At 64.4% G+C, this 23513-nt stretch carries 13 protein-coding genes and 4 pseudogenes; 4 read left to right on the top strand and 13 right to left on the bottom strand.

The window, feature by feature from the left end; all coding sequences use genetic code 11:
• Window positions 1-49: 49 nt before the first annotated feature.
• The 3 genes and pseudogenes from OR16_RS20760 to OR16_RS47345 all read right to left on the bottom strand — a co-directional run bounded on the left by OR16_RS20760 (window position 50) and on the right by OR16_RS47345 (window position 8246).
• Window positions 50-3529, bottom strand: coding sequence for a putative maltokinase (locus tag OR16_RS20760; protein ID WP_006159922.1), 3480 nt, complete (start codon window positions 3527-3529; stop codon window positions 50-52).
• On the bottom strand, window positions 3526-6789 hold the full coding sequence (locus OR16_RS20755) for an alpha-1,4-glucan--maltose-1-phosphate maltosyltransferase (protein WP_006159921.1): 3264 nt from the start codon (window positions 6787-6789) through the stop codon (window positions 3526-3528). Before OR16_RS20755 ends, OR16_RS20760 begins: the two co-directional genes overlap by 4 nt.
• Before the next feature lie 642 nt (window positions 6790-7431).
• A pseudogene (locus OR16_RS47345) lies at window positions 7432-8246 on the bottom strand (sigma 54-interacting transcriptional regulator).
• Between the two features lie 334 nt (window positions 8247-8580).
• Between OR16_RS47345 and OR16_RS20745 the strand changes: the two are divergent.
• On the top strand, window positions 8581-9990 hold the full coding sequence (locus OR16_RS20745; protein WP_006159920.1) for a sigma-54-dependent transcriptional regulator: 1410 nt from the start codon (window positions 8581-8583) through the stop codon (window positions 9988-9990).
• A 26-nt stretch (window positions 9991-10016) separates the two neighbouring features.
• On the opposite strand, the pseudogene OR16_RS20740 reads toward OR16_RS20745, so the two are convergent.
• Window positions 10017-12141: pseudogene (locus tag OR16_RS20740) on the bottom strand (glycogen/starch/alpha-glucan phosphorylase).
• 599 nt (window positions 12142-12740) lie between these two features.
• On the opposite strand from OR16_RS20740, the gene OR16_RS20735 reads away from it, so the two are divergent.
• Window positions 12741-13619 carry a sensor histidine kinase gene (locus tag OR16_RS20735; protein ID WP_006159919.1) on the top strand — a complete coding sequence of 293 codons (879 nt, stop codon included), beginning with the start codon at window positions 12741-12743 and terminating at the stop codon, window positions 13617-13619.
• 317 nt (window positions 13620-13936) lie between these two features.
• Here the strand turns inward: OR16_RS20735 and OR16_RS20730 are convergent, their stop codons facing one another.
• The 7 genes from OR16_RS20730 to OR16_RS20700 form a co-directional block, all read right to left on the bottom strand.
• Window positions 13937-15640 carry a response regulator gene (locus OR16_RS20730; RefSeq protein ID WP_050983045.1) on the bottom strand — a complete coding sequence of 568 codons (1704 nt, stop codon included), beginning with the start codon at window positions 15638-15640 and terminating at the stop codon, window positions 13937-13939.
• A gap of 605 nt (window positions 15641-16245) precedes the next feature.
• Complete coding sequence (locus OR16_RS20725; RefSeq protein ID WP_006159917.1) at window positions 16246-16470, bottom strand: DUF2188 domain-containing protein; 225 nt, start codon at window positions 16468-16470, stop codon at window positions 16246-16248.
• Between the two features lie 344 nt (window positions 16471-16814).
• Window positions 16815-17249 (bottom strand): hypothetical protein, encoded by a 435-nt coding sequence (locus OR16_RS39910; RefSeq protein WP_006159916.1) that lies wholly within the window; start codon window positions 17247-17249, stop codon window positions 16815-16817.
• 20 nt (window positions 17250-17269) lie between these two features.
• Window positions 17270-17551 carry a hypothetical protein gene (locus OR16_RS20715; protein WP_006159915.1) on the bottom strand — a complete coding sequence of 94 codons (282 nt, stop codon included), beginning with the start codon at window positions 17549-17551 and terminating at the stop codon, window positions 17270-17272.
• A 176-nt stretch (window positions 17552-17727) separates the two neighbouring features.
• Window positions 17728-17973, bottom strand: a complete 246-nt coding sequence (locus OR16_RS20710; RefSeq protein WP_006159914.1) for a hypothetical protein — start codon at window positions 17971-17973, stop codon at window positions 17728-17730.
• A 126-nt stretch (window positions 17974-18099) separates the two neighbouring features.
• A complete protein-coding gene (locus OR16_RS20705) occupies window positions 18100-19113 on the bottom strand; it encodes an SGNH/GDSL hydrolase family protein (RefSeq protein ID WP_043420471.1) in 1014 nt (337 codons plus the stop codon).
• A 465-nt stretch (window positions 19114-19578) separates the two neighbouring features.
• On the bottom strand, window positions 19579-19824 hold the full coding sequence (locus tag OR16_RS20700; protein ID WP_006159912.1) for a hypothetical protein: 246 nt from the start codon (window positions 19822-19824) through the stop codon (window positions 19579-19581).
• An 81-nt stretch (window positions 19825-19905) separates the two neighbouring features.
• On the opposite strand from OR16_RS20700, the pseudogene OR16_RS20695 reads away from it, so the two are divergent.
• A pseudogene (locus OR16_RS20695) lies at window positions 19906-20235 on the top strand (ISKra4 family transposase); the annotation flags it as partial.
• A gap of 26 nt (window positions 20236-20261) precedes the next feature.
• A pseudogene (locus OR16_RS20690) lies at window positions 20262-20850 on the top strand (acetyl-CoA C-acyltransferase); the annotation flags it as partial.
• A gap of 129 nt (window positions 20851-20979) precedes the next feature.
• Here the strand turns inward: OR16_RS20690 and OR16_RS20685 are convergent.
• Window positions 20980-21828 carry an IclR family transcriptional regulator gene (locus OR16_RS20685; RefSeq protein WP_006159909.1) on the bottom strand — a complete coding sequence of 283 codons (849 nt, stop codon included), beginning with the start codon at window positions 21826-21828 and terminating at the stop codon, window positions 20980-20982.
• 5 nt (window positions 21829-21833) lie between these two features.
• Window positions 21834-23486 carry a fatty acid--CoA ligase gene (locus tag OR16_RS20680; RefSeq protein ID WP_006159908.1) on the bottom strand — a complete coding sequence of 551 codons (1653 nt, stop codon included), beginning with the start codon at window positions 23484-23486 and terminating at the stop codon, window positions 21834-21836.
• Window positions 23487-23513 lie beyond the last annotated feature (27 nt).

The following is a 23513-nucleotide window of genomic DNA, read 5'->3' as shown; positions in this document are numbered from 1 at the left end:
GTCCCGGGGGGCGTGCTGGTCCTTTGGGCCGCCGGGGGGCGGGATGCTCTCAGTCTTGTTCACTGCTGTCCTCGGCAGCGCCTGTGAGTTTGCGGATCAGCCGCGCCAGGCCATTGACAGGCAGGTCGATCCACGTCGCGCGGTTGGCCGCTTCGTAGCCCACCTCGTAGGCGGCCCGCTCGAGCAGGAAGAGGTCGAGCAAGGCTCGCGCCTGCTCTGGCTCGACCCATGGCTGCGGGGCGGCTGCGGCGATCTGCAGGTATCCGGCCAGGAAGGCTTCGCTGGCGGTCGTGCGGAAGCGGTCGAGCAGCGCCTCGCGGCGCTGGGCCTGGGCGGGCGGCAGGGCGGCATGGGTGCGCTCGTGGCGGTCTGTGCCGACCGTGGCCGCGGCATAGTCGAGGGAGCGCAGCAGCCCCGCCACATCGCGCAGCGGTGAAGTCTTGCGTCGGCGCCAGTCCAGCGGCAGACCCGGCTCGCCTTCAAAGTCGACCAGGTAGGTATCGTTCTGCGCGATCAGCACCTGGCCCAGGTGGAAGTCGCCGTGAATGCGCGTCTGCAGGCTGCCGGGGGCCGCCGCGGCGAGCCGGGCCGCCAGCCGTGGCAACGTTTCCCGGGCGGCGAGCAGGGTATCGATGTCGGCGGCAAAGCGATCGTTGCGGGCCTGGCGTGCAAGTTCGCCGGCACGCTTTTCGAGCAGGGCCATGGCGCGGTCCAGCTCGGCCATGGCTTCCTCGGCCCACTGCAGCGCCTGTGCCTCGTGGGCTGCGGCGGGCGCGAAGGCGGGATCGTCGGACGGACGCGCCAGCACCGCGTGCAGCTCCGCCAGACGCTGGCCGAGCGTGCCGGCGACCGTGGCATACCCAGTCAAGGCCTCGGCGAACTCCTCCTCGCTGTCCTCGGACGGCACGGCATCGTCGATGGCGCGGCCGAGATAGTCGAGGGTCCAGCCCCACGCATCGCCCTGGTTGAGGATGTAGCCCTGCAGCAGCAGCAGCGTACGCGGCGCGCCATCGGTGCCGGTGCGCACCACCTCGCCCAGCAGCGGGGCCGAATTGCGGTAGCCCTGGGCGGTCAGATAGCGGGTCATCTCGGCCTCGGGATGGATGCCCGGGGCGATACGGCGCACCAGCTTGAGCACTGCCGAATTGCCATAGGACAGCGAACTGTTGGATTGCTCGGCTGACATCCACTGGACCTCATCCGTTTCCAGTGGCAGCCCCGCCAGGCCAGATTCGGCGAGGAAGCGAATCGGGCCGCGCGGGCTCGGCAGCTCGGTCCCGGCGCGCAGCGCGCGCACCACCTCGCGGGCAAAGCACTCCACGGCAAAGCCATCCGTGACCAAGCCAACCCGGCTGCCCTTGCGCACGCGGGCCATGGACAGCGAATGCGCCAGCTGCGAGGCGCTTTCGCCCGCACCTTCGCGGTCCCACAGCAGCCCCACCGGCAGCTGGTAGCACTCCGCGCGGGTGTCCAGCGCCAGCTCCATTTCGCACAGATAGGTTTCCTCGCCTGCGGTGCCGCGGCCGAACGCAATGGCGTAAGCGATGTTCACGCTGCCGATCCGCTCGCCTTTGGCGCCATACCAGCGCCGCCGCCGGATGTAGTGCGGCAATACCTCGTTGGCTAGCGTGCGCCGCGAACTTTCGGTCAGCTCGGTCTGCGCGGCGCTATGGATCACTAGCGTGACTTGATCGGGCATCTGCTCGGGGGCATCGACATGCCAGGAAGGCGGCTGGGCTTCTTCGCTCAGCACGAACCAGTAGAACCCATAAGGCGGCAGCGTCAGCAGATAGGTAAGCTGGCCGATCGCGGGAAAGGGGGTGGCGCCCATCATTTCCACCGGCACGCGGCCGGCAAAGGCGGAGAGATCCAGTTCCACCGCCTGTGGCGCCCGCGCCAGGTTGGCCACGCACAGGATATGCTCGCCCTCGAACTCGCGCAGGTAGGCCAGGATCTTGCGGTTGCCGGGAAACAGGAAGCGCAGCGTGCCGCGCCCGAAGGCGCGGTGCTGGCGGCGCAGCGCCAGCATGCGGCGCATCCAGTTGAGCAGCGAATGCGGGTCGCGGGTCTGGGCCTCCACGTTGACGGCTTCATAGCCGTAGAGCGGGCCCTGCAGCGGCGGCAGCACCAGGCGTTCGGGGTCGGCGTGGGAAAAGCCGCCGTTGCGGTCGGGCGACCATTGCATGGGCGTGCGCACGCCGTCGCGGTCGCCCAGGTGGATATTGTCGCCCATGCCGATCTCGTCGCCGTAATAGATCACGGGCGTCCCCGGCATGGAGAACAGCAGGCTGTTCATCAGCTCGATGCGGCGGCGGTCGCGCTCCATCAACGGCGCCAGGCGGCGCCGGATCCCGAGGTTGATGCGCGCGCGGCGATCGGAGGCATAGACCTCCCACAGGTAGTCGCGCTCGGCGCTGGTGACCATTTCCAGCGTCAGCTCGTCGTGATTGCGCAGGAAGATCGCCCACTGGCAGTTGGGCGGGATCTCCGGCGTCTGCCGCATGATGTCGGTGATGGGAAAGCGGTCCTCCCTCGCAATGGCCATGTACATGCGTGGCATCAGCGGGAAGTGGAACGACATATGGCACTCGTCTCCCAGTACCGCGGTGCCTTCGTTGCTCAGTTCGCCGGCATTGTTCATGGCAGGGACTGCGGGGTACAAATGCCCCGTGAGCGCCGGCGAGATCGGCGACGTGGATTCGGCCGGTGAGCCGGGGCCGCCGAAATACTGCTGGGCATCCTCGGGCCACATATTGGCCTCGGCCAGCAATAGGCGGCCGCTGTACTCGGCATCCAGGTGCGCGCGAATCTGCTTGATGATGGCGTGGGTCTCGGGCAGGTTCTCGTTGCTGGTGCCCTCGCGCTCGACCAGGTAGGGCACGGCGTCGAGCCGCAGGCCGTCGACGCCGATATCGAGCCAGAAACGCATCACCGACATGACCTCGCGCAACACCTGTGGATTGTCGAAATTCAGGTCTGGCTGATGCGAATAGAAACGGTGCCAGAAATACGCACTGGCCACCGGGTCCCAGCTCCAGTTGGATTTCTCGGTGTCGCAGAAGATGATGCGCGTGCCGGCGTAGGTCTGATCGGTGTCTGACCAGACGTAATAGTTGCGCGCCGCCGAGGCGGGTTTGCCGCGGCGTGCGCGCTGGAACCAGGGGTGCTGGTCCGAGGTGTGGTTGATGACCAGTTCGGTGATCACGCGCAGGCCGCGCGCGTGCGCCGCGGCGATAAAGCGGCGCGCCTCGCCCAGGGTGCCGTAGTCGGGGTGGACACTGCGGTAGTCGGCGATATCGTAGCCGTCGTCCCGGCGCGGCGAGGGATAGAACGGCAGCAGCCAGACAGTGTTGATTCCCAGGTTGACAAGGTAGTCGAGCTTGGCCGACAGGCCGGCGAAGTCGCCCACGCCATCGCCGTTGGCATCAAAGAAGGACTTGATGTGCAACTGGTAGATGACCGCGTCCTTGTACCAGAGCGGGTCGGCGTTGAGCAGGGCCGTGCTCCCGGGTTCAGTCAGGCGTTTCATGCTAGTCCCGCGCGCAGCGGCTGGACACGCCACAGAGCGAACGGCAGGGCGTGCGGGTCCAGGCGGATACGCTGGTTCTTGCCCCGCCAGGTAAAGCGAGGTCCATGCATCAGGTCTTCGGCGTCCAGCGCGCCGTGGTCGGGCAGGCCCCATTCCCACAGCGGCAGCTCGATTGCCGACTCGCGCGCGGCGCGGGGGTCCAGGCTGATCGCCGCCAGCAGCACATCGTCGCCGAAGCTGGCGGCACGCTCGGCGCTGCCGGCTAGCCCGGACACGCGCGGCACGAAGCGGGCGAAGTACAGCATCGCGTCGTCGCTGGCGTGGTAGAAGCGCAGGCCGAGGTGATTCTGCAGAGCCGGGTGGCTGGCACGAATCGCGTTCAGCCGCGAGATCTCGGCAATGATGTTGCCGGGCCGCTGCCAGTCCCATGCGCGCAACTGGTACTTCTCTGAGTCCAGATACTCTTCCTTGGGCACGCCATCCTTCATTACCGGCGTGCCTTCACACAGCTCGAAGCCGCTGTACATGCCCCACAGCCCCGACAGCAGGGTAGCCAGCGCGGCCCGTATCAAAAAGCCCGGCCGGCCGCTATCGTGCAGGAAGTAGGGGTTGATATCCGGCGTATTGACGAAGAAGTGCGGCCGGAAATACTCGCGCAGCGGACCTTGCGTGAGTTCGGTCATGTACTCCATCAACTCGCGCTTGTGGTTGCGCCAGGTGAAGTACGTGTACGACTGATGGAAGCCGAGCTTGGCCAGGCGCGCCATCATCTTGGGCCGTGTGAACGCCTCGGCCAGGAACAGCACGTCGGGAAAGCGTGAGCGCACGTCGGCGATCATCCATTCCCAGAACGGCAGCGGCTTGGTGTGGGGGTTGTCCACGCGGAAGATACGCACGCCTTGTTCGGCCCAGAACACGACGACGTCGCGCAGCGCCAGCCACAGCGCGGCGTCCGCCGGTGGCTTGCAGTAGAAATCGACGTTGACGATGTCCTCGTATTTCTTGGGCGGGTTTTCCGCGTAGCGCAGCGAGCCGTCGGGCCGGTGCGCAAACCACGCCGGATGGTCGCGCAGCCAGGGATGGTCGGGCGAGCACTGGATGGCGAAGTCGAGCGCCAGCTCCAGGCCCTCGGCGGCGGCGGCCTCGCGCAGGCGACTGAAATCGTCAAAGGTGCCCAGCTCCGGGTGGATCGCATCGTGGCCGCCTTCTTCCCCGCCGATGGCATAAGGGCTGCCCGGCTCGCCGGGGTCGGCGCGCAGGCTGTTGTTGCGGCCCTTGCGATGGGTGCGGCCGATGGGATGGATGGGCGGGAAGTACAGCACGTCAAAGCCCATGGCACGGATGGCAGGCAGCCGCGCGATGACGTCGTCGAAGGTGCCGTGGCGCTGCGTGTCGCCGCTCTGCGAGCGCGGGAACAGCTCATACCAGCTGGCGAAGCGCGCCGCGAGCCGGTCCGCCTCCACTGGCAGCACCACCGGGTGGCGCGTGGAGAAAGGGCGCGGATCGGCGGCCTGCATGGCGGCGCGGGTACGCGGCGACAGCAGCAGCTCCAGCCGGTGCGCATCGCCGCCGGGATTGCCGCGCGCAGCTTCCAGCTCGGCTGCAATGGCGTGCACCTCGGCATCGTCCGCGGGCGCCGTGCTCACCGCCGCGGCCACCAGGCGCGAGCCTTCCTCGATCTCCAGCGCCACGTCCAGGCCGGCCTGCTTCTTCTTGCCGACTTCGTCGCACCAGCTGGCGAACGTGTCGCGCCATGCTTCCACCGTAAACTCGTGGCGGCCCATCCCGCGTAGAGGGAAACTACCGCTCCAGCGGTCATTGACGCCGGGCTCCAGCGCGGATTGCTGCCACTCCTGCTCGCCGGGGCCGCGCCACAGCAACACCGCGGCCAGCTTGTCATGGCCGTCCATCCAGATATCGGCTTCCACCTCCACCCGCTCGCCGGCCACACGGCGTACCGCGAAGCGCCCGGCATCGCAGGCCGGCGTCACGTTCTCGATGGCGATGCGCGGCGCTTTCAGGGCGGCGGCCACGCTTCTTTCCAGCGTGTCGCGCACGGCAGCGGCAATGCGCTTGTCATCGCGCCGCGCGGGCGCGGCCTGCACGGCACTGGGCACCGGGCGGTAGAGCCGGATGCCGGCCGGTGCAAGCGCGATATTGGCCATGGCGTCGAGCATGGCCCCGGCATGATCCGCCCCACCTGGCCCTCCCTCGGCCGGCAGCAGCGCGCCCACGCCTTGTGGCAGCGCGGCCAGGATGCGGTCGGCGCCGAGCGTGGCGGCCTCCTGGGTATCGGGATTGATGACGATAGCCAGTGCCGTGGCGTCCTCGCCGGCGGCGCCGGCCATGCGCGTGAGCACAGTGAGCGGCGAGTTGCCACCGTTTACCAGCCGCAAGCTGCGCGCCGGTGCGCAGCCGCGCGCAGCCAGCCAGGCGTTGGCGTGGATTACCTCGTGGGAAAGATCGTAGGGTTGCGTGGTTTCGCCGTCGCCGCCGGCTTCGAATCCGGCCGGCGCCAGCAGGCCATCGCCGATGGCGGCGGCGGCCCACAGGGCGCGCCGCGCAACCAGCGCGTCGATGCCCTGCGCTTCCAGCGCCGGCGCGGCCAGCACGGCGCCGAAGGTGCGCAGGCGCGCGATTTCTTCGGTGAGCCAGGCGCTGCGGTAATCCCACCACGGCAGCGAGCAGAAGGCGCCGTCGAAGCCGCCCTGCGCGAGGTCGTCGAGTTGCGTCGGCGCCAGGCCAGGCGTCCACGCCAGGAAAGCCAGGCCGCGGCCAGGCGCGGCGCGGCGAGCGCCGGCAATCAGTTCAGCCCAGTGCCGCCCGGCGACGCGTGCCGGCGCGCGGCAGACAAAGCCGGCAATGCCGGCCGCCACTGTCATGCGCAGGCGTTCGCCCCACCACGGCACCAATGCCGATGCAACTTGCGGATCGTGCCAGCGCAGGCGTACGCCGGGCAGATGGATGTCGGTGTCACGCGGATCCGCGGCCAGGCCGCCGGGCTCGCGCCAGCCGGGATCCAGGCCGGCGCCGCCGTCTGGGTAGCGGTCCAGGGCAAGCTCCAGCAGGCACGACAGGCCGTGCGCGCGGCAGGCCGCAACGGCCCGTGCCAGCGCGGCGCCCTGTGCGTGCAGTACCGGCCAGCCTGCCAGCAGGACATGGTCGAAGCCAAGCGCCGCGGCGCGGCCCAGTGCATCGGCATTTGCAACGGGGGCGCCATCAAGCAGGGTGGCCGACAGGTCTATCTGGCAGATTCGCATGTTCTCTTCCCGCCGGTTGCCGTCAGGCCGGAGCGGCCGTAAGCAGTCCACCGCCGGGCGGGATTGCCTCGAAGGCCACAAATGGCATGCTCGGGATCAAGGTGGAACTCCTTCGATATCCAATGCCTATGGTGGATAGCGGCGATGGAAAGTGATGGTTAGGTGCCGCTGTGCTGGCACGGCGCGTGCTGGCGCTTGCGGCGGTTCGCCTTGCTGTCGCGTTTTTCCCTGCGGGTCGGGGCTGTCCACCTCAGCGCGGCAGGATATTGCGTCTCACTGGCTATGCGAAGTGCGTGCCAGGCAAGTGCCGAGGCTGATGGGAATCCCGGGCAAGCCAGCAATGCCAAGGCCGCGCGGCCGGAACGCATGAGGTGTGCAGCGCGAGGCTTGCGGTGCGGGGTGAGGCAGACAGTGTAAAAACTATAGTCTGGCGGCGGCCATTCTGGCAGAAACGCGCATGCGCGCTGGCCAGTGCGCTGCACTTACGGCAGGAGGGTGCGCAAGGAGGGGCAGGGCGCATCGTCGCTGCGCGGTGGACGGCGGCAGGCGAGAGGATCGGGGGGCTCTTGCCGGCAGCCGGTGAGGATGTCCAGCGGGTTGCCAAGCAAGAAGAGCCGTGTCCGCCTCGCCGCAAGGCGGGATTCAGTTCGCGCGATAGGTGTCGAGACGGTTGTAGAGCGTCTTGAGGCTGATGCCCAGGGAGCGCGCTGCCTGCCGCTTGTCGCCGCCGAAACGCGCCAGCGTGGCCAGGATGAGCTCGCGCTGCGCGTTCGCCAGCGAGGTGCCGATGGGCACGTTAACAAAGCGGTCCAGCGTATTGGGGCGGGGCGGCTGGGTAGCGATACTGGGGTTGGCGATATCGATGACGCGGTCCGCCAGGATAAAGGCGCGGTAGATGGTGTTCCGGAGCTCGCGCACGTTGCCGGGCCAGGCGCGCTGCATCAGCGCCTGGCGCTGCAGCTCGGAGAGGATGGGGCGCGGCCGACGCGATGGAAGGCGCGCGTTTCCAGCACCCGCAGTAGCTTGATCTGCATCTCGGCCGCCATCTCCGTGACTTCGTCCAGGAATAGCGTGCCGCCGCGGGCCTGCTCGAAGTAACCCGCCTTTTGCTGTGTGGCACCGGTGAACCCGCCTTTCTCATGGCCAAACAATGCCGACTCGATCAGGGTGGCGGGAATCGCGGCGCAGTTGACCGCGACGAACGGCCCAGCCCGGCGGACTCCCCGGTCGTGCACCGCACGGGCCACCAGCTCCTTGCCGGTGCCACTCTCGCCGACCGCCAGCATCGTGACTTCGGTGGCGGCCACGCGGTCGATCTGCGCCAGCAGCATCTGCATGACAGGCGAAGCGCTTTGCCACAACAGGGCCGTTGGGCTCTGGACAACGCCGCGGCACGGTGCGTCGCGGGCAGGCGTGGCAGGGAGTGGGGCAGAGGAGGATGGATTTCTGCTTGTCATTGAATGGTCGGGGGCGCCTGCCTTCGGCCGGGTCGGCGGGCGGGTGGCTCGCGCCCTCCCATAGGAGGGATGCAACTCAATCCTATCGCTTGGGATGGCGATAGGCCACTGTTTTGCGCTGTTCCGGCGTTCGCCGCCGCACGGGCGCGGCGTTGTCAGACAGACACCGGTACCGCTGCTGCTGGCGGCTGCATAAAATGAGATCTATCGTCGGATTTACACTTCGCGCTGTGACTCATCATTGCCGTATGTTCTGACATAGGGCCGGGATCGTGCTTGCCGTGGCCCAGTGTCGGCGGATTCGGCGGGGTTGTACGCTACGGATACGAAATCTATGCCTCACATCCTGATCGTCGATGACGACGAAAATACCTGTGCCGCATTATCGGAAATCGTTGCGACCGAAGGCTTTACCTCCGCCACCGCTGGCGATCTGCGCGAAGCCAGCCTGCAAATCGGCTGGCAGATGCCCGATGCGGTGCTGGCGGATTTGAAGTTGCCTGACGGTAGCGGCATGGGCCTATTCAACGAGGTCGGCACCGCGGGGGTAGAGGTGATCCTGATGACTGGCTACGCCAGCGTGGAATCCGCGGTGGATGCCCTACGCATGGGCGCCACGGATTACCTGGTCAAGCCGATCAACGTGACGCGGCTGCGCACAGTCCTGAAGCGCATCGCAACCACGGGCGACCTGAAGGCGGAGATCTATTCGCTGCGCGGCGAGCTGCGCCGCTACGGCCGCTTCGGCAGGCTGCTCGGCAGTTCGGACGCCATGCAGGTGGTCTACGACCAGCTTGCCAAGGTTGCGCCCACCGAGGCTACCGTGTTTCTCGTGGGCGAGAGCGGCACCGGCAAGGAATTGGCCGCGCAGACCCTGCACGAGCTCTCGGAGCGCCGGCGCCAGCCCTTCCTGCCCGTCAATTGCGGCGCCATTTCCCCCGCGCTGATCGAGTCTGAGATGTTCGGCCACGAGCGCGGCAGCTTCACGGGCGCCGAGCGCCAGCACAAGGGCTATTTCGAGCGGGCCGACGGCGGTACCCTCTTTCTCGACGAAATCACCGAGATGCCCGTCGAGCTGCAGGTCAAGCTGTTGCGCGTGCTGGAGTCCGGCGCATTCATGCGGGTCGGCACCAACCGCGAGTTGCACGCGGATGTGCGCGTGGTGGCGGCCACCAACCGCAATCCGGAAGAGGCGGTGGCCGACGGCAAGCTGCGCGCCGACCTCTATCACCGACTCAATGTCTTCCCGATCGAGCTGCCGCCGCTGCGCGCGCGGGGCAATGACGTGGTGCAGATCGCCAATACCCTACTGGAACAGATGAACGGTGAGCACGGCACGCAGCGTCGCTTTGCCTCGGCGCTGCTGGACAGCTTGCTGCTGCATGCATGGCCCGGCAATGTGCGCGAGCTGCGCAACTTCGTGCAGCGGGCTTACATCATGGCCGACCAGGACTTGATCTCCGACGCTCTCGTGCCGCTGCAGGCGGCGGCGTCAAGCGCGGCCGCCGCCACCATGGTGTCGGTGCCGGTGGGCATGTCCCTGGCCGATGCCGACCGCCAGTTGATCTTTGCCACGCTGGAGCAGTGCGCCGGCGTGAAGAAGCACGCCGCCGAGATACTTGGCATCAGCCTGAAGACTTTGTACAACCGCCTGGAGGAGTATGCATCGAGGGGCGAGTTGCCCGAGCGGCTGCGCGCCAATCGCTCGGGCGCCACGCACGGCGGCATCACGACGCCGAACTAGAGCCAGCGTGCCGGCTGGCATGCATGTCATGCATGGGTGAGCCGGCGGCGCCGTCGCTGCGCGGCGAGCGCGTCTCCCGCCTGCTGCAGCAAGGGCACTGGCACCGGGTGAACGTGCCAGATCTGCGAGCAGTACTCCTTGATCGCGCGGTCGGACGAAAAATACCCGGAGCGCGCCGACGATAGCACCGACATGCGCTGCCAGCGCTCCTGGTCGGCAAACGCGGCGCTGACGTCCTGCTGGCAATGCAGGTAGGAGGCGAAGTCCGCCAGTAACAGGTACGGATCGTGCTGCAGCAGGTCGTCGAACAGCGGCTGGAACACGGCCGCGTCGCCCTTGGCGAAGAAGCCCTGCCGCGCCAGCCCGATCACCGCGCGCAATTCGGCGTTGCCATCGTAGAACGTTCCCGGCCGGTAGCCGGCCGCCTTGAGTGCATAGACCTCCGACGCGGTCAGGCCAAACGAGAAGAAATTGTCGGCGCCGATATGCTCGCGCAGCTCGATATTGGCGCCGTCCATGGTGCCGATCGTGATGGCGCCATTCATGGCGAACTTCATATTGCCGGTGCCGGAGGCCTCCTTGCCCGCCAGCGAGATCTGTTCCGAGAGATCGGCGGCGGGGTAGATGCGTTGCCCGTAAGTCACGTTGAAGTTCGGCAGGAACACTACCTTGAGCCGGTCGTGCACCTGCGGATCGCGGTTGATCACCTCGCCCACCGCGGTAATGAAGCGGATCATCAGCTTGGCGTAGTGGTAGCCGGGCGCGGCCTTGCCAGCAAACAGGAAGGTGCGCGGCGCGATGTCGGCATGCGGGTCGGACTTGATGCGATGGTAAAGCGCGACGATATGCAATACGGCGAGATGTTGCCGCTTGTATTCGTGGATGCGCTTGATCATGACGTCGAACATCGAGTCGGGGTCGACCGCCACGCCGGTGCGCTCGCGGATCAGGCGCGCCAGGTCCGCCTTGTTGGCACGCTTGACCGCTTGCCACTGATGACGGAAGGCAGGATCGTCGGCGTAGGGTTCGAGCGCACGCAGCCCCGAGAGATCGCGTATCCAGCCGTCGCCGATGGCGTCGCAGGCCAGCTTGGTAAGTCGCGGGTTGGCCAGCGCGATCCAGCGCCGCGGCGTGACGCCGTTGGTGATGCTGGTGAACTTCTCCGGCCACATTTCGTGGAAGTCCTTCAGCACGTCTTGCTGCATCAGGCGCGAGTGCAGTTCGGCCACGCCATTGATGGCATGGCTGCCAACGCAGGCAAGATGTGCCATGCGCACATAGCGCGGGCCGCTTTCGTCGATCAGCGACAGGCGCGCCAAGCGCGATTCGTCGCCGTAGAAACGGATCCTGACTTCATCCAGGAAGCGCGCGTTGATCTCGTAGATGATCTCCAGGTGGCGCGGCAGGATGCGTGCAAACAGCGGTAGCGGCCAGCGCTCCAGCGCCTCGGGCAGCAGCGTATGGTTGGTGTAGGCAAAGGCGCTCCGGGTGATCTCCCAGGCCTGGTCCCATGGCACGTCGTGCTCGTCCACCAGCAGGCGCATCAGCTCGGCAATGCCGATCGAGGGATGGGTGTCGTTGAGCTGCACGGCAAATTTATCGTGAAAACACGTCAGCGCAATGCCGTGCGCATCCAGCAGGCGCAGCATATCCTGCAGCGAGCACGAGACGAAGAAATACTGTTGCTCCAGCCGCAGCTCTTTGCCCTGCAAGGTCTCGTCGTTCGGGTAAAGCACCTTGGTCAGGTTTTCCGAGGTCACCTTCTTGCTGACCGCTCCGAGGTAGTCGCCCCGGTTGAACACGTTGAAGTCGAATGCCTCGGTGGCCTCCGCGCGCCACAGGCGCAGCGTGTTCACGGTATTCACGCGGTAGCCGAGGATCGGCGAGTCAAAGGGAACACCCACCACGGTCTTGTCCGGTACCCAACGCACGCGATAGTGCCCACGGTCGTCTCTCCACCTGCATGCCGTCGACGATGGACTGGTGAAAGATGCCGTACTCGTAGCGGATGCCGTAGCCCAGCGCCGGCGTCTCCAGGGTGGCGAGCGAATCGATGAAGCAGGCCGCCAGGCGGCCCAGGCCGCCGTTGCCCAGCCCTGGCTCTTCCTCTTGCGCCAGGATTTCGTCCAGGTCGAGGCCAAGTTCCGCCATCGCTTCCCGTACTTCGTCGCAGATGCCAAGGTTGATCAAGTTGTTGCCCAAGTGCGGCCCCATCAGGAATTCCGCGGAGAGGTAGGCCACGGTACGGGAAGGCTGGCCAAGGTAGGCCTCCGCCGTGCTGATCCAGCGCTGCACCAGTCGGTCGCGCACCGTGTGGGCCAGGGCCTGGTAAAGATCGTTGCCGCTGGCCAGCCCCGGGAGCTTGCCCTGCGTATAGAACACATGATCGAGAAAGGCGCGCCGGATGGTGGCACTGGACATCGCGGTGCGGGTGTCGTGTCCGGGCTGCGAGGCAGGCGGCGAGGGGGGCGGGGCGTTCGGCTCGGAATCTTCCGTCATCGGGATCCTCCTGGCGGCATCGGCCGCTGGCGCGCGCGACCGGGCCGCGCGGGATGGCATGCAAGAAGCTGGTGCGCCGGGCTGGGCACCGCTACGTCTCTACGTCTCTACGTCTCTGATCCTAGACAATATCCTGCCGGGCGAGTGCCCGGATTGCATGGTTGACCCGCACGTGCGTAGCGATCATTTTTTGCGTGCGGTATGCTAATTGCTTGGCTACTGGGCGAGCACGCAGCCAGTACAAGGTATCGATGTCGCAGCAAACCAATCCTTCCGACGACCGAGGCGCGTTGGATCGGCCCGAGCCCGGCGAACCCGGGCACGAAGCCCACCTGATGCCGGTGCCACTGGAACCGGTCCAGGGCGTTGAGGTCGCCACGCTGATTGGGCAGGTTGCGCATGACCTGCGCTCCGCGCTCAATGGCGTGCAAAGCTGGGTCTATGTGCTGGACCGTTCGCTCGACATACCGTCCACGCCGGCGCAACGCGCGCTGGCGGGTATCCGCACCGGCATGCAGCAGCAGTTGGCGTTAATCGAACACATGGAAGAGGCGGTCGCGCTGCTTGCCGACGACAGCCCGCCGCGCTGGGAGCCCATCGACCTGCTGGCTGCGCTGGGCACGGCAATGGAGGCGGTACGCCCCGCCGCCGAAGCGCGTGGCTTGATCCTGGCGGTGGCGCATCTGGACGGCCCGGACGGAAAACAGGCGCCAGGCAGTCCGGATGCCGCGGGGTTGCAGAATGTCTTTATCATCGACGCCGACCCGCTCCGCCTCGATCCACTACTGCGTTATTTGCTGGAGCATTGTGTCCGGCATGCGCGCAGCGCCGATACGATTGAGGCGCACCTGGCGCCCGAGGCCGGCCATATCCGCCTGCGGATTACCGAATGCCGTGCGCCCAGCGATGCCCGCAGGGACGAACGCATCGCGGTTCTAGCGGACTTCCTCCGCAGGCGCACAGGGCCGGACGATGTGCATGCACCGCGCCAGGGTTCCGCGCTGCTGCTGGCGAGGCGGCTGGCCGAGACTCAGGGAGCACGCATGACGGCAGAAGGCCATCGCTGCTCGACGGGCAGCCTATCGGTGTGCATCTCGGTCTGCTTCCCGATACATTGCGCGCCCCGCTGATCTGGCTCCAACCTCGTACCTTTTACCGGTTGCGCCATAAAGTGCACGGTGCCCGCCGCTTGCGCCGCGCCATCCTTTGCCGATCCCTTGTTTGCGCGCTGAGGCGCAGGCGAGGGCAGGTCACCGGGCGGTGGGTCCTTGACCGGCGCGGGCGGGTCCGGGTCGGGCACTTCAGGCGGTGGAACCTCCGGCGGGGGCGGTGCCTGGTCAGGCTCGGGCGTGATATGGAACTGGATCTGCATGTTTCTCTCCGGGGGGAGCGCGGCTGGTCCGGTGCGGGCTTGGGCCGCGATTGAGAGGCAAGGGCGGGGCATCCCTCAAGCTGCCTCCCCAAGTTCGTCCAGGATGCGCAACAGCGCTTCCAGGTCGACCGGCTTGACCAGATGGCGATCGAAGCCGGCCTCCGCCGTACGCTTGCGATCGGCCGGCTGGCCGTAGCCGGTCACGGCCACCAGGTGTACATGTTGTAGTTCCGGGATGGCGCGTAGGCGGCGTGCAATCTCGAAACCGTCCATGGCCGGCATGCCAAGATCGAGCAGGATGACGTCGGGCTGCGACTCGACCGCACGCACGATGGCGACAGGGCCGTCGATGGCCGTCACCACCATGTGGCCCATCGCTTCCAGCGTCACGGCCATCGCTTCCAGCGCATCGATATTGTCGTCCACGATCATCACCTTGCGTGGCGCTCCCATCGGGGACGCTCGCTTGCCCACCTTGGGCTGCCAGCTCTGCCAAGGCTGGGCGGGCAGCTCCACCACGAAGGTGGAGCCCAGGCCCGGCCCGGCGCTCTCGGCATGGACACTGCCGCCATGCAGCTTGACCAGCTTTTGTACCAGCGAGAGCCCGATGCCCATGCCCTCCTGGCCGGAGATGGCCTGGGCCTTGTCGCCGTGTTGCGCGGTGCCCGGATCGAAGATGGCCTGCAGCGCCTGCGGCGATAGCCCGGGTCCGTTGTCCCGCACCCTGACAATGAGCACGTTGCCGTCGCTCGCGACTTCGAGCGCAAGTTGGCCGCCTGGTTGCGTATAGCGCGCGGCGTTGTGCAACAGGTTGCTGAAGATCTGGGTCAGCCGCACCAGGTCCCCACGTACGGGCATCGGCCCTTCTGGCACACTCAGCCGAAGTGTATGGCCGCGCGAATCGATCAACGGGCGCACGGCTTCCACTGCGGTGTTCAGCGCGGTGCGTAGCTCGACCAGGTCGTCGTGCAGCACGATCCGGCCCTGGGTGAAGCGCGAGATGTCGAGCAGGTCGTCGACCAGCCGGGTCAAGTGGTGCAACTGGCGGGCGATGACGTCGCGCGCCTTGAAGGTGTCCTCGCGCGAGGGGGTGCAGCTCATCAGCAAGTCGGCAGCGCTGCGCATCGGCGCCAGCGGATTGCGCAGCTCGTGGGCCAGCATGGCGAGGAATTCGTCCTTGCGGCGGTCTTCTTTCAGCAGCATGCGCTCGGCGCGTTTCTGCTGGGTGATGTCCTGGCAGATGCCTGCCACGCGGTAAAAGACGCCTGCGGTATTGGAGACCGGGAACGCGCGGGCGCGGACTTCGCGCACCTTGCCGTCGCCGCGCACCAGCTGGAATTCGGCATCCATATGCCCGTCGATCATCATCGCGTCGAAGGCCACCTTCATGCGCTCGCGGTCCTCTGCCTGCACGCATTCCAGCCAACTGCGCGGGTCATGTCTCAAGTCATCGATCGGGTGGCCCCATAGCTGCGCGAACGATGGGCTCATGTACAGGAACGAGGTCTGCAGCACCAGCGTGCCGGCGGTCTCCGGGTCGCTCTTGATCAGCCGGCACACTTCCAGCCCATTGATATCAGGGAGCTTCACATCGAGCAGCACCAGGTCCGGTGCATGCTGTCGCACCAGCGACAGAGCGGCCTGGCCACTGGCCGCCTCCAGCACCCAGAAGCCCGCGCGCCGCAGGATGCGGCCCTTGACGTAGCGCGCACCGTCGCTGTCGTCGACATTGAGGATCAAAGGGCGCCTGGTGGAATCTTGAGAGGGCAGGACGTTCATGGCGAGCTCAGCGATATCAGGGATCGAGCGGCGCAGCCGGCCGCGCGCGTGGCAATGGGCGGAGATCGCCAGCGTGAAGGTCGATCTCTTGCCTACCGTCCTTTTGACCTGGAGATCGCCGTTCGGAAAATCGGCTGACTGGCGGGTCTGTTGAGTGCGTTGTCGATCTGATCTCCGGCAACTGATCGGGTTCCCCTTGTAATAACTACAAGTAATTCCTCCGCTCAATCGGTAGATTCCGCATGTATCGTTAGCGCCGCGATTCTCGCTGGTTATGCAGAAAACTGCGTAACGCTTTGCCGGCGGCGGGGTGTGGCTGGCCGCTCGCAATCAGGCCCGCCGGTGGCCGGCAGTGCCGCAACCGGGATGGGAAAATTAGGGCAAAAGGCATGCCTGCGTGTAGGCGTGTAGGCGTGTGGGGCAGGGCCGCAAACGAAAGGCCGCGCCGTCCCACCCGCGGCCCCGGACTATCCGGTAGCGGTAGTCCGCGTGGCATCGGCGCGGCTTCAGTTGGTGTTTCCTCGCACCATGGCAGATCACCGCGATCTGCTTCCCGTCATCCTGGATCTTCACGGGGCACGGTGCTTTTTGCGCGCCAGTAGTAGCTATCCCCAGTTTTTCCGTGGGTTGCGGCCGTGCATATCGCGCTCGCGAACGCGGCCATCCAGGCCATGGATCAGCAATTCAACCTGGTTACGCCTAGCTTTCGCTTTCCCGGCGTCGATGGCTTCTTGCTCTGTGTCGTAAAAGACCACGCTTTGCTCAGTGCTCTCCACGTCAACTGCCCATCGCTTTCCAGTTGCGGGCATCACATGAATGTCTCCTTTCATGGTTGTCTCCTACAGTGGTTTGTCCTCAACTTATAGCCTGATGGCAAGACGCCGGCTATCGGTTGGCGTCCGACAGCACGAAGCAGGAAGGGAGGACTCAAGGTGGCCGGTATCGCGGTATCGCGGTATCGGGCAATGATTTGCGGTAGCGCTTCAATGATGGAGGATCCGGCGGCGGGAGGGAGGTGGCCGCACGTCATGCGCAAGACGTGGTAGCGGGAAGAAACGCCTTCGGCGGGAGACGCCGAGGGCTCAATCTCAGTCTTCCTGCTTTGTGGCATCCTGAATGCAGTCCAATTGGTTTAGGTTACCGCGCGTCGGAGGAGACCGATGCGTGGCGACCATCATGCAGTCGACTGCAACCATTGCCAGTAGTAGTCATGCTGCTCACGCACAGTGGCCGGCAGAACACTCGCTTCGCATGCATCGAAGACGGCAACCATATCGAACGGCGTGACATCGCGGCCCATGCTGAGTCGGTACGCGCGCAAGCCGTCATCTACCTTGTGAGGGCGACCTACGGAGTACACATTCAGGCTAGACCCGTGACACTGCGGATATAACCCATCCCCCGCGAGTACTTCTCGGATTTGGCAAAGGGCTTGAAAGAAATCCGTTGCCGTCACGTCAATTGTCTGGTCACGATAGCGACCCTGCAGGCGACACTTCGGGTAGGTGCCGGAGGCGCGAAAGTGAATCTGTTCGTCCTCGTCACCCCCTACAAGCTTGGCGAAAAAATTGAGCATTACCAATGAGCCAACGGCCCGCTCGTCACTCATGTAACTGATTGTAGGGCGGTTCAGCAGGCAACGGCGTCGGTCTGCGTCCTACATCCTGTGATGGTCGTTGGTTCGACCAGTTTGATCGTCGGGGATTCGTCGCCGCTAAAGTCGAACTCGCTTTTCTGCTCACCGACTCCATGGATCATTAGGACCGCATCTTCCTGCATGGCTAGATGGACGCCGGCGGCGATGGCGGCACCTCTGCACGGGTAGGTGACGCGCTTACCATTGGGGGCGTCGGGTTCTATGACCCCACTGGCGTCGTCAGCCCGCAATACCCGAACCGTTGTGATTGACATGCTCACATTCCTTCGTAGTGGACATGTCCTTGTTCTAGGTGAGGCCGTGCGATAGGCGTGTAGGGCGTTGTCCTATTCGCGATTGAAAGAAGCGAGTCGTCGCACTCACAAGCAAAAGGGCGGCACGCGACGCGCGTGGATAGTGCGTGCACATGAACAGACTAGCAGCGGGTTCTTCACTCCCTGCGCGTGATGGCCGTGACAATAAGCGCGCGGTGCAAGATGAGTTGCTTGAGGCTGTCGCGCATGTCGGCGAGAAGCAGCTCGGCGCTTTCTCTATCTACGCCGTCCCTCTTCAAGTGCGCAATGCGTTGCTCCTGAGCCTCAATGCGTTTCCCTGAGCGTTCGATGGCCCTATCCGTTTCGTCCAGGTCTTCCAACTCTTCCTCTATGTTGCGCGTGACTTCTACGCCTGGTCGCACGATGGGACTCCATGCTGATGCGGATGCCTGGGTTTTAGGTCAGGAATGAAGGCGCCGCTATGGGAGTGCGTCCTACAACGGCAAGACAAGGTCGGACCGAGTTGGCGAGGCATCCCATCCTCAGGCTCAGCGGCCAAGACCGCTCCTAGCGATCTGCTGCTCCACGAACTGGGCGAACAGTGCATGCAGACGTGTCGTCGGATGAAGGTCGTCGGCGAACATGTATGTCTGATCGGCATTGGCCGTCACGTAGGTAGCCGGCGAGCACAGCAAGGCAGTGTCCTTAGGCGTTTTCGCAGGGTCACAGGCGACGCCGGTGTTTGACACGACGAAGCCATTGGCCTGAAAGTTCGCGATGACCTGGTTCTCCCATGTATAGGAATCGATCTGGATGACCTTGCCTTGCAAGCCATCGGCCTGCAAGGCTGCGTTCAAGCTATTGTTGAATATTTGCGATAGCTGTGTCAGGTTTGCCCCGCCGTCGAGCGAGGCGATGCCTTTGGGCGACAGTCCGATATTCGGGACATTGACCACTACGACATGCGTGGCGCCGTTCTGGACGATTTGTGCGACAACTTGAGCCAGGGTGGTCGCCGCTGTCTGCACGGTCTGCGCCGCGGCCGGCAGCGCCCCGGCGCGAAGCACGTCGTTCGAGCCGGCAAAGACCAGCACCAGTTGATTGGCGTTGAAGTTCCCGTGAGCAGTCAAATAGCTCGAAACCTGCTGGTTGACGGGCATTTCGATATTGCCGATCACGTCCGTAAGAAAATCGTACAGGTTTGCCGGCGTTGCCACCGTGGCGCCGCCCTCCGCATAGCCGAGGCCACCTTGCGCACTTAACTGATGAGTAATGCTGATCGTAAATGCAGCGGTGAGCGTATCACCGTAGTATTGCGCAACATCCTCAGTCCACACTTGCCCCGGATTGGTCGTAAAACGCCCCCCACCGACCGCGCTAGCGATCGGCGCAAAGGTCCCGACGTCAGACAGGCTGTCGCCGAAGGAGACTATTTGCAGATGAATGCCGCCCGGTGGGGTGGCCGTGCCACTCGAGCCACCTTCACCTCCGCCGCATGCAGTAAGCAGTGCAATCAACACGGCAAAAATTACAACACGCACCTTGTCATTGCTTCCTTGCATAGCCTCTCCACCACTAGTAGGCCGAGCAGATGCCCTCACGCGGCTAGCTTATCGCTAGCCTGCATATCGCTCTTGCGATAACCACCTTCGTTAAGCAAAAAGCATGCGCTATCGTCTTGATTTCACCATTCCGGCGGGCATTGCGCGTTTCATTGTAGGGCAGCACATGGCTGGTTTCCGCCCAGCGCGCCAACGCGACTTGATACTTCTCATAGTGATGACATGGACACACCGCCTCGGAGAACAATCTGCGCGCAGCAGTAGGACCTGCAGGCGGTGGATCTCTCGCAGCAGATCCCAGATTTCGGCGCAGGGGGGCGCATAGATGGAACTCGGGCGGGCAGGGCCGCATGAAGCCGCGCGCCCGCTCGGGAAACTGCGCGCGCTCGGGATCCCGGTCGCTCAGCAGTCTGCCGTCGGCCCGGTGGATGCGCGACTGTAGGCGTTTGGACGGCTCCCTTTTTGTCACTCGCCCAGGGCAGGGACGCTCCCTTCCTGCACCAGGATTCGAGGCGAATTCATCTCGCCGGTTTCCTCGTCCACCAATACCTCATAAGCCGCGACGCCGACGAAGCTCGATGCCATAGCGTTGGCAATGCGGATTGCGTTGACTTCGCTGGACGCCTGGCGGATCTCACCGGGCAGGAGTGCGTCGCTCTTGCCTTTGCGGTAGGGCACGATGATGTATTTGATGGCGCGAGAATCGGGCATGGCGGCAACTCCGGGCGTTGGTGGGTGCTGCGTAATGTAACACACGTACTGTATAAATATACAGTGTGCCAGCCACTGATTCTCGACGCCGAGGCCGGCCCCGAGGAGGCTAAGGTCCTTGGCAAGCTCGAGGCGTTGATCATTTATCTGGATAACAACAGGGGCTTCGTCGTGAACTACGGTGACCGCTATCGCCACGGCGCGCCCATTGCATCGGGCTTCGTCGAGTCGACCGTCAACCAGGTGATCAGCAATCGGTTCGTCAAACGCCAACAGATGGCCTGGCGGCGGCGGCACGCGCACGCACTGCTAGAGATCCGGACTGCCGTCCTCAATGACCCGCTCCGATCGCACGTTGAACGATGGTCTCCCTCCATCGCTAGAGCAGAAAACCACCGCATTGCCGCTTAGTCAGCCCCCGCTTCGGCGCGGTCTCCATCCTGCCGGTCACGCTGAAGGTCCGCAAGGGCGATGTGACCTTCGGCACCGACGAGCACGTGCGCCACGACGCGGTCATGGAAGACATGACCAAGCTCAAGCCGGTCTTCGTCAAGGAGAACGGCACGGTAACCGCGGGCAACGCTTCGGGCTTGAGCAATGCCGCCGCCGCGGTGGTGCTGATGGAGCGCGCCGAGGCTGAGAAGCGCGGCCTCAAGCCGATGGCGCGCCTGGTCTCCTATGCACATGCCGGCATCGATCCCAAGACCATGGGCATCGGCCCGGTACCGGCCACCAAGAAGGCGCCGGACCGTGCCGGCCTGACCGTGGCCGACCTCGACGTGATCGAAGCCAATGAAGCCTTTGCCGCGCAAGCCTGAGCGGTCACCAAGGCGCTCGGTCTCGATCCGGCCAAGGTCAACCCGAATGGCTCGGGCATCTCCCTGGGCCACCCGATCGGCGCCACCGGCGCGCTGATCACCGTCAAGGCCCTGTACGAACTGCAACGCGTGCAAGGCCGCCATGCGCTGGTGACCATGTGCATTTGCGGGCGGGCAGGGTATTGCTGCTATTTTTGAGATGGTCTGAAGCAAGGCCAAATCATTGCGCTTGGCACTGGGCGAGGGAGGAGCAGTTAGGGCGTGGCAAAAAGGGGGGAAATCCGGCAGGAAGTGCGCGCGTTTCGTACCCGTATCCCTTGATTCTCTTCGGACCCTGCTAGGCTTGCAGCCAGTTGCGTTTGTAGCGATTCTCGATAATCCTGGCTGCCGTAATCACGCGGGGGCGAACCTCCGAGATGAATGTCTCCGCTGATACCGTCCTGGTGGGCGCAGCGGCGTTGATCACTACCGGAGGCAGCGCATTGCCGAGCTTCAGGGGCACTGCGACAGCATTGATTTCCTTGTTCCAGTCACCGAACGACGTCACGCACCCGAGTTCTGCAATATCGAGGAAAGCCCTCGAGATGCCGTGCTCGAGCGCAGGCCAGTTGGCCTCGCTCAACGCCCGCAGACGATCGAGAACGATTCGACGTTCGGCAACGCCCATGATCGTTATGTGCGCTCGGCCCATTGCAGTTGTTCCAAGTGGCAATCGCGAACCGATATCTAGATTCAGCGTAATCGCAGTTGACTGGCTTCGGTGACTGTCGATATACAGGACCGAAAGATCGTCGCGGATGCCGAGCGAAATCATTGTGCGAGTACTATCAGCGAGCTCCTGCAGCAATCCTTCGCTCGCTTGCATGAGATCCAGCCGGGAATGGGCCATGCGTCCCAGCGTGAGCGTGGCCAGACCGATACGGTAGCGTCCGAGTTCGTGGATGTGATGCAGAAAGCCGAGCGTCGTCAACGTATAGGTCAGGCGGGTCACCGTCGACTTCGGCAGCCCGCATCGCAGAGCGATTTCGAGATTGCTCAGGCGCTCTTCGCTTGAATGGAATGCCTGGAGGATGCGCAGCCCTCGGGCGAGGGCTTCGACAAAGTTCCGATCGATGCCTTCCTCGCTATCGTATGCAACGGGGTCAACCTTTCCGATTGTCTCGGTTGAAGGGTGCTCCTTCGCCATTTTCTTCAACTTGGTCCCCCGACATGCTGGTAACGTTCGCGCATGGCACGCTTGTCATACTTGCCCACGCTGGTGCGCGGCAAGTCGTCGACAAAGTGTATCGTCTCCGGGATAGCATACTTCGGAATGTGCCCTGAGGTGACGTAGTCTGACAGGTGGTTCCGGATGGCGGTTGCATCGAACGAGCCTGGGGAAGACGTCGCTGCGACGACGATCGCCATCGGACGCTCACCCCACTTGGAATCGGGGACGGCGATAACGGCGGCTTCGCGAACATACTGATGCTGACGAATCAGGTCCTCCAATGTGCTCGACGACAACCATTCACCTCCCGTCTTGATCACATCCTTCAGGCGGTCGGTGATGCGCAAGTATCCGGCTTCATCGAGAAGACCAATATCGCCTGTATGAAGATAACCGCCGCGCCAGAGCTCTTCTGAGGCGGACGCATTCATGTGGTACGCCTGCGTGAGCCACGGGGCGCGCAGCACGATTTCCCCTTGGGTGTGATTTCCCTCAGGCACCGGCTGCATCGCAGCATCGACGATCTGTATATCCATCAGCGGTAATGCGCGCCCGGCGCGTGTCCGGGATGTAATCGCCTCGGCTGAATCGTCCGTAGCGCAGAGGGACGGTTCCAGATGCGAGCTGGTGACGAAAGGGCAGGTCTCCGACATACCGTAGGCCGCAAATGCATCGATCCCGTGTTCCACGGCTCTGCTGGCCAGGCTCGTGGGGAACGAGGCGCCGCCGACCACGATCTTCCACTCCGAGAGGTCGACGCGATCAAGCTCGGCCCGATCGAGAAGCATCTGCAGGATAGTGGGAACGCAATGGGAGAACGTCACGCCCTCGCGGGCGCGCAGTGCCAGGATCCCTTCGGGTGTATAGCGCCCGGGATAGACCTGTTTCACCCCCATCATGGTCGCGACATAAGGCATGCCCCACGCGTGGACGTGGAACATTGGCGTGAGTGGCATATAGACATCGCCCCTGTGAAAGCGCCCCTGGCTGGCTGGCATGGCAAACGCCGCGCAGACGGCGAGCGTATGGAGCACGATCTGGCGATGACTGTAGGAGACTCCCTTGGGCAATCCTGTCGTGCCACTCGTATAGAACAGCGTGGCGCAGGTGTTCTCGTCAAAGTCGGGGAATCGGAAATCGGCGCGACTCCGGGCCAGCAGCGCTTCGTAACCGCCAGCCGCGGTGCAGTCATCTTCGTCATCCAGGATCAGCAGGCACTTCGCGTTCCTGACGACTTCGCTGAACGATTCCACGAGTTCGAGAAAGTCGCGGTGAACCAGCAGGACTTTCGGCTTCGATTGCTCAAGCGTATATTGAAGCTGCTGCGGGCTCAAGCGGATGTTGGCCGTCATCAGTACGGCACCCATCATCGGCACCGCGAGGAAGCACTCCAGGTACCGGTGACTGTCCCAGTCGAGTACCGCCACGGTGTCGCCGTGGCCAACCCCGAGCGATTGCAGTCCGGAAGCGAGCCTGCCGATCCGCTCCCTGAGTGCGCGGTATGTATACGAGTGATTGTCGCGGTAGACAATCGACTGATCGGGGGCCTGCGTCAATGGCGAAAGCAGCAGTTGCTTGATTAGCAAGGGATACTGGCTCCCTGCCGGCCGAGAGCGTGTCTCTTTGGATTGCATCCGAATGTCTCCTGTTTGTTGTCGCCG

The organism is Cupriavidus basilensis OR16, from assembly GCF_000243095.1.
Taxonomy (GTDB): Bacteria; Pseudomonadota; Gammaproteobacteria; order Burkholderiales; family Burkholderiaceae; genus Cupriavidus; species Cupriavidus basilensis_D.
This window is presented reverse-complemented; position numbering and strand designations above follow the sequence as displayed.

What these genes read in the sequence shown, in the direction of transcription:
- OR16_RS20745 (WP_006159920.1), top strand. Translation starts at nt 8,581, where the DNA reads ATGCCTCACATCCTGATCGTCGATGACGACGAAAATACCTGTGCCGCA.
- OR16_RS20715 (WP_006159915.1), bottom strand. Translation starts at nt 17,551, where the DNA reads ATGTCAATCACAACGGTTCGGGTATTGCGGGCTGACGACGCCAGTGGG.
- OR16_RS20680 (WP_006159908.1), bottom strand. Translation starts at nt 23,486, where the DNA reads ATGCAATCCAAAGAGACACGCTCTCGGCCGGCAGGGAGCCAGTATCCC.
- OR16_RS20700 (WP_006159912.1), bottom strand. Translation starts at nt 19,824, where the DNA reads ATGCCCGATTCTCGCGCCATCAAATACATCATCGTGCCCTACCGCAAA.
- OR16_RS39910 (WP_006159916.1), bottom strand. Translation starts at nt 17,249, where the DNA reads ATGAGTGACGAGCGGGCCGTTGGCTCATTGGTAATGCTCAATTTTTTC.
- OR16_RS20705 (WP_043420471.1), bottom strand. Translation starts at nt 19,113, where the DNA reads ATGCAAGGAAGCAATGACAAGGTGCGTGTTGTAATTTTTGCCGTGTTG.
- OR16_RS20760 (WP_006159922.1), bottom strand. Translation starts at nt 3,529, where the DNA reads ATGAAACGCCTGACTGAACCCGGGAGCACGGCCCTGCTCAACGCCGAC.
- OR16_RS20730 (WP_050983045.1), bottom strand. Translation starts at nt 15,640, where the DNA reads ATGAACGTCCTGCCCTCTCAAGATTCCACCAGGCGCCCTTTGATCCTC.
- OR16_RS20755 (WP_006159921.1), bottom strand. Translation starts at nt 6,789, where the DNA reads ATGCGAATCTGCCAGATAGACCTGTCGGCCACCCTGCTTGATGGCGCC.
- OR16_RS20685 (WP_006159909.1), bottom strand. Translation starts at nt 21,828, where the DNA reads ATGGCGAAGGAGCACCCTTCAACCGAGACAATCGGAAAGGTTGACCCC.
- OR16_RS20725 (WP_006159917.1), bottom strand. Translation starts at nt 16,470, where the DNA reads ATGAAAGGAGACATTCATGTGATGCCCGCAACTGGAAAGCGATGGGCA.
- OR16_RS20735 (WP_006159919.1), top strand. Translation starts at nt 12,741, where the DNA reads ATGTCGCAGCAAACCAATCCTTCCGACGACCGAGGCGCGTTGGATCGG.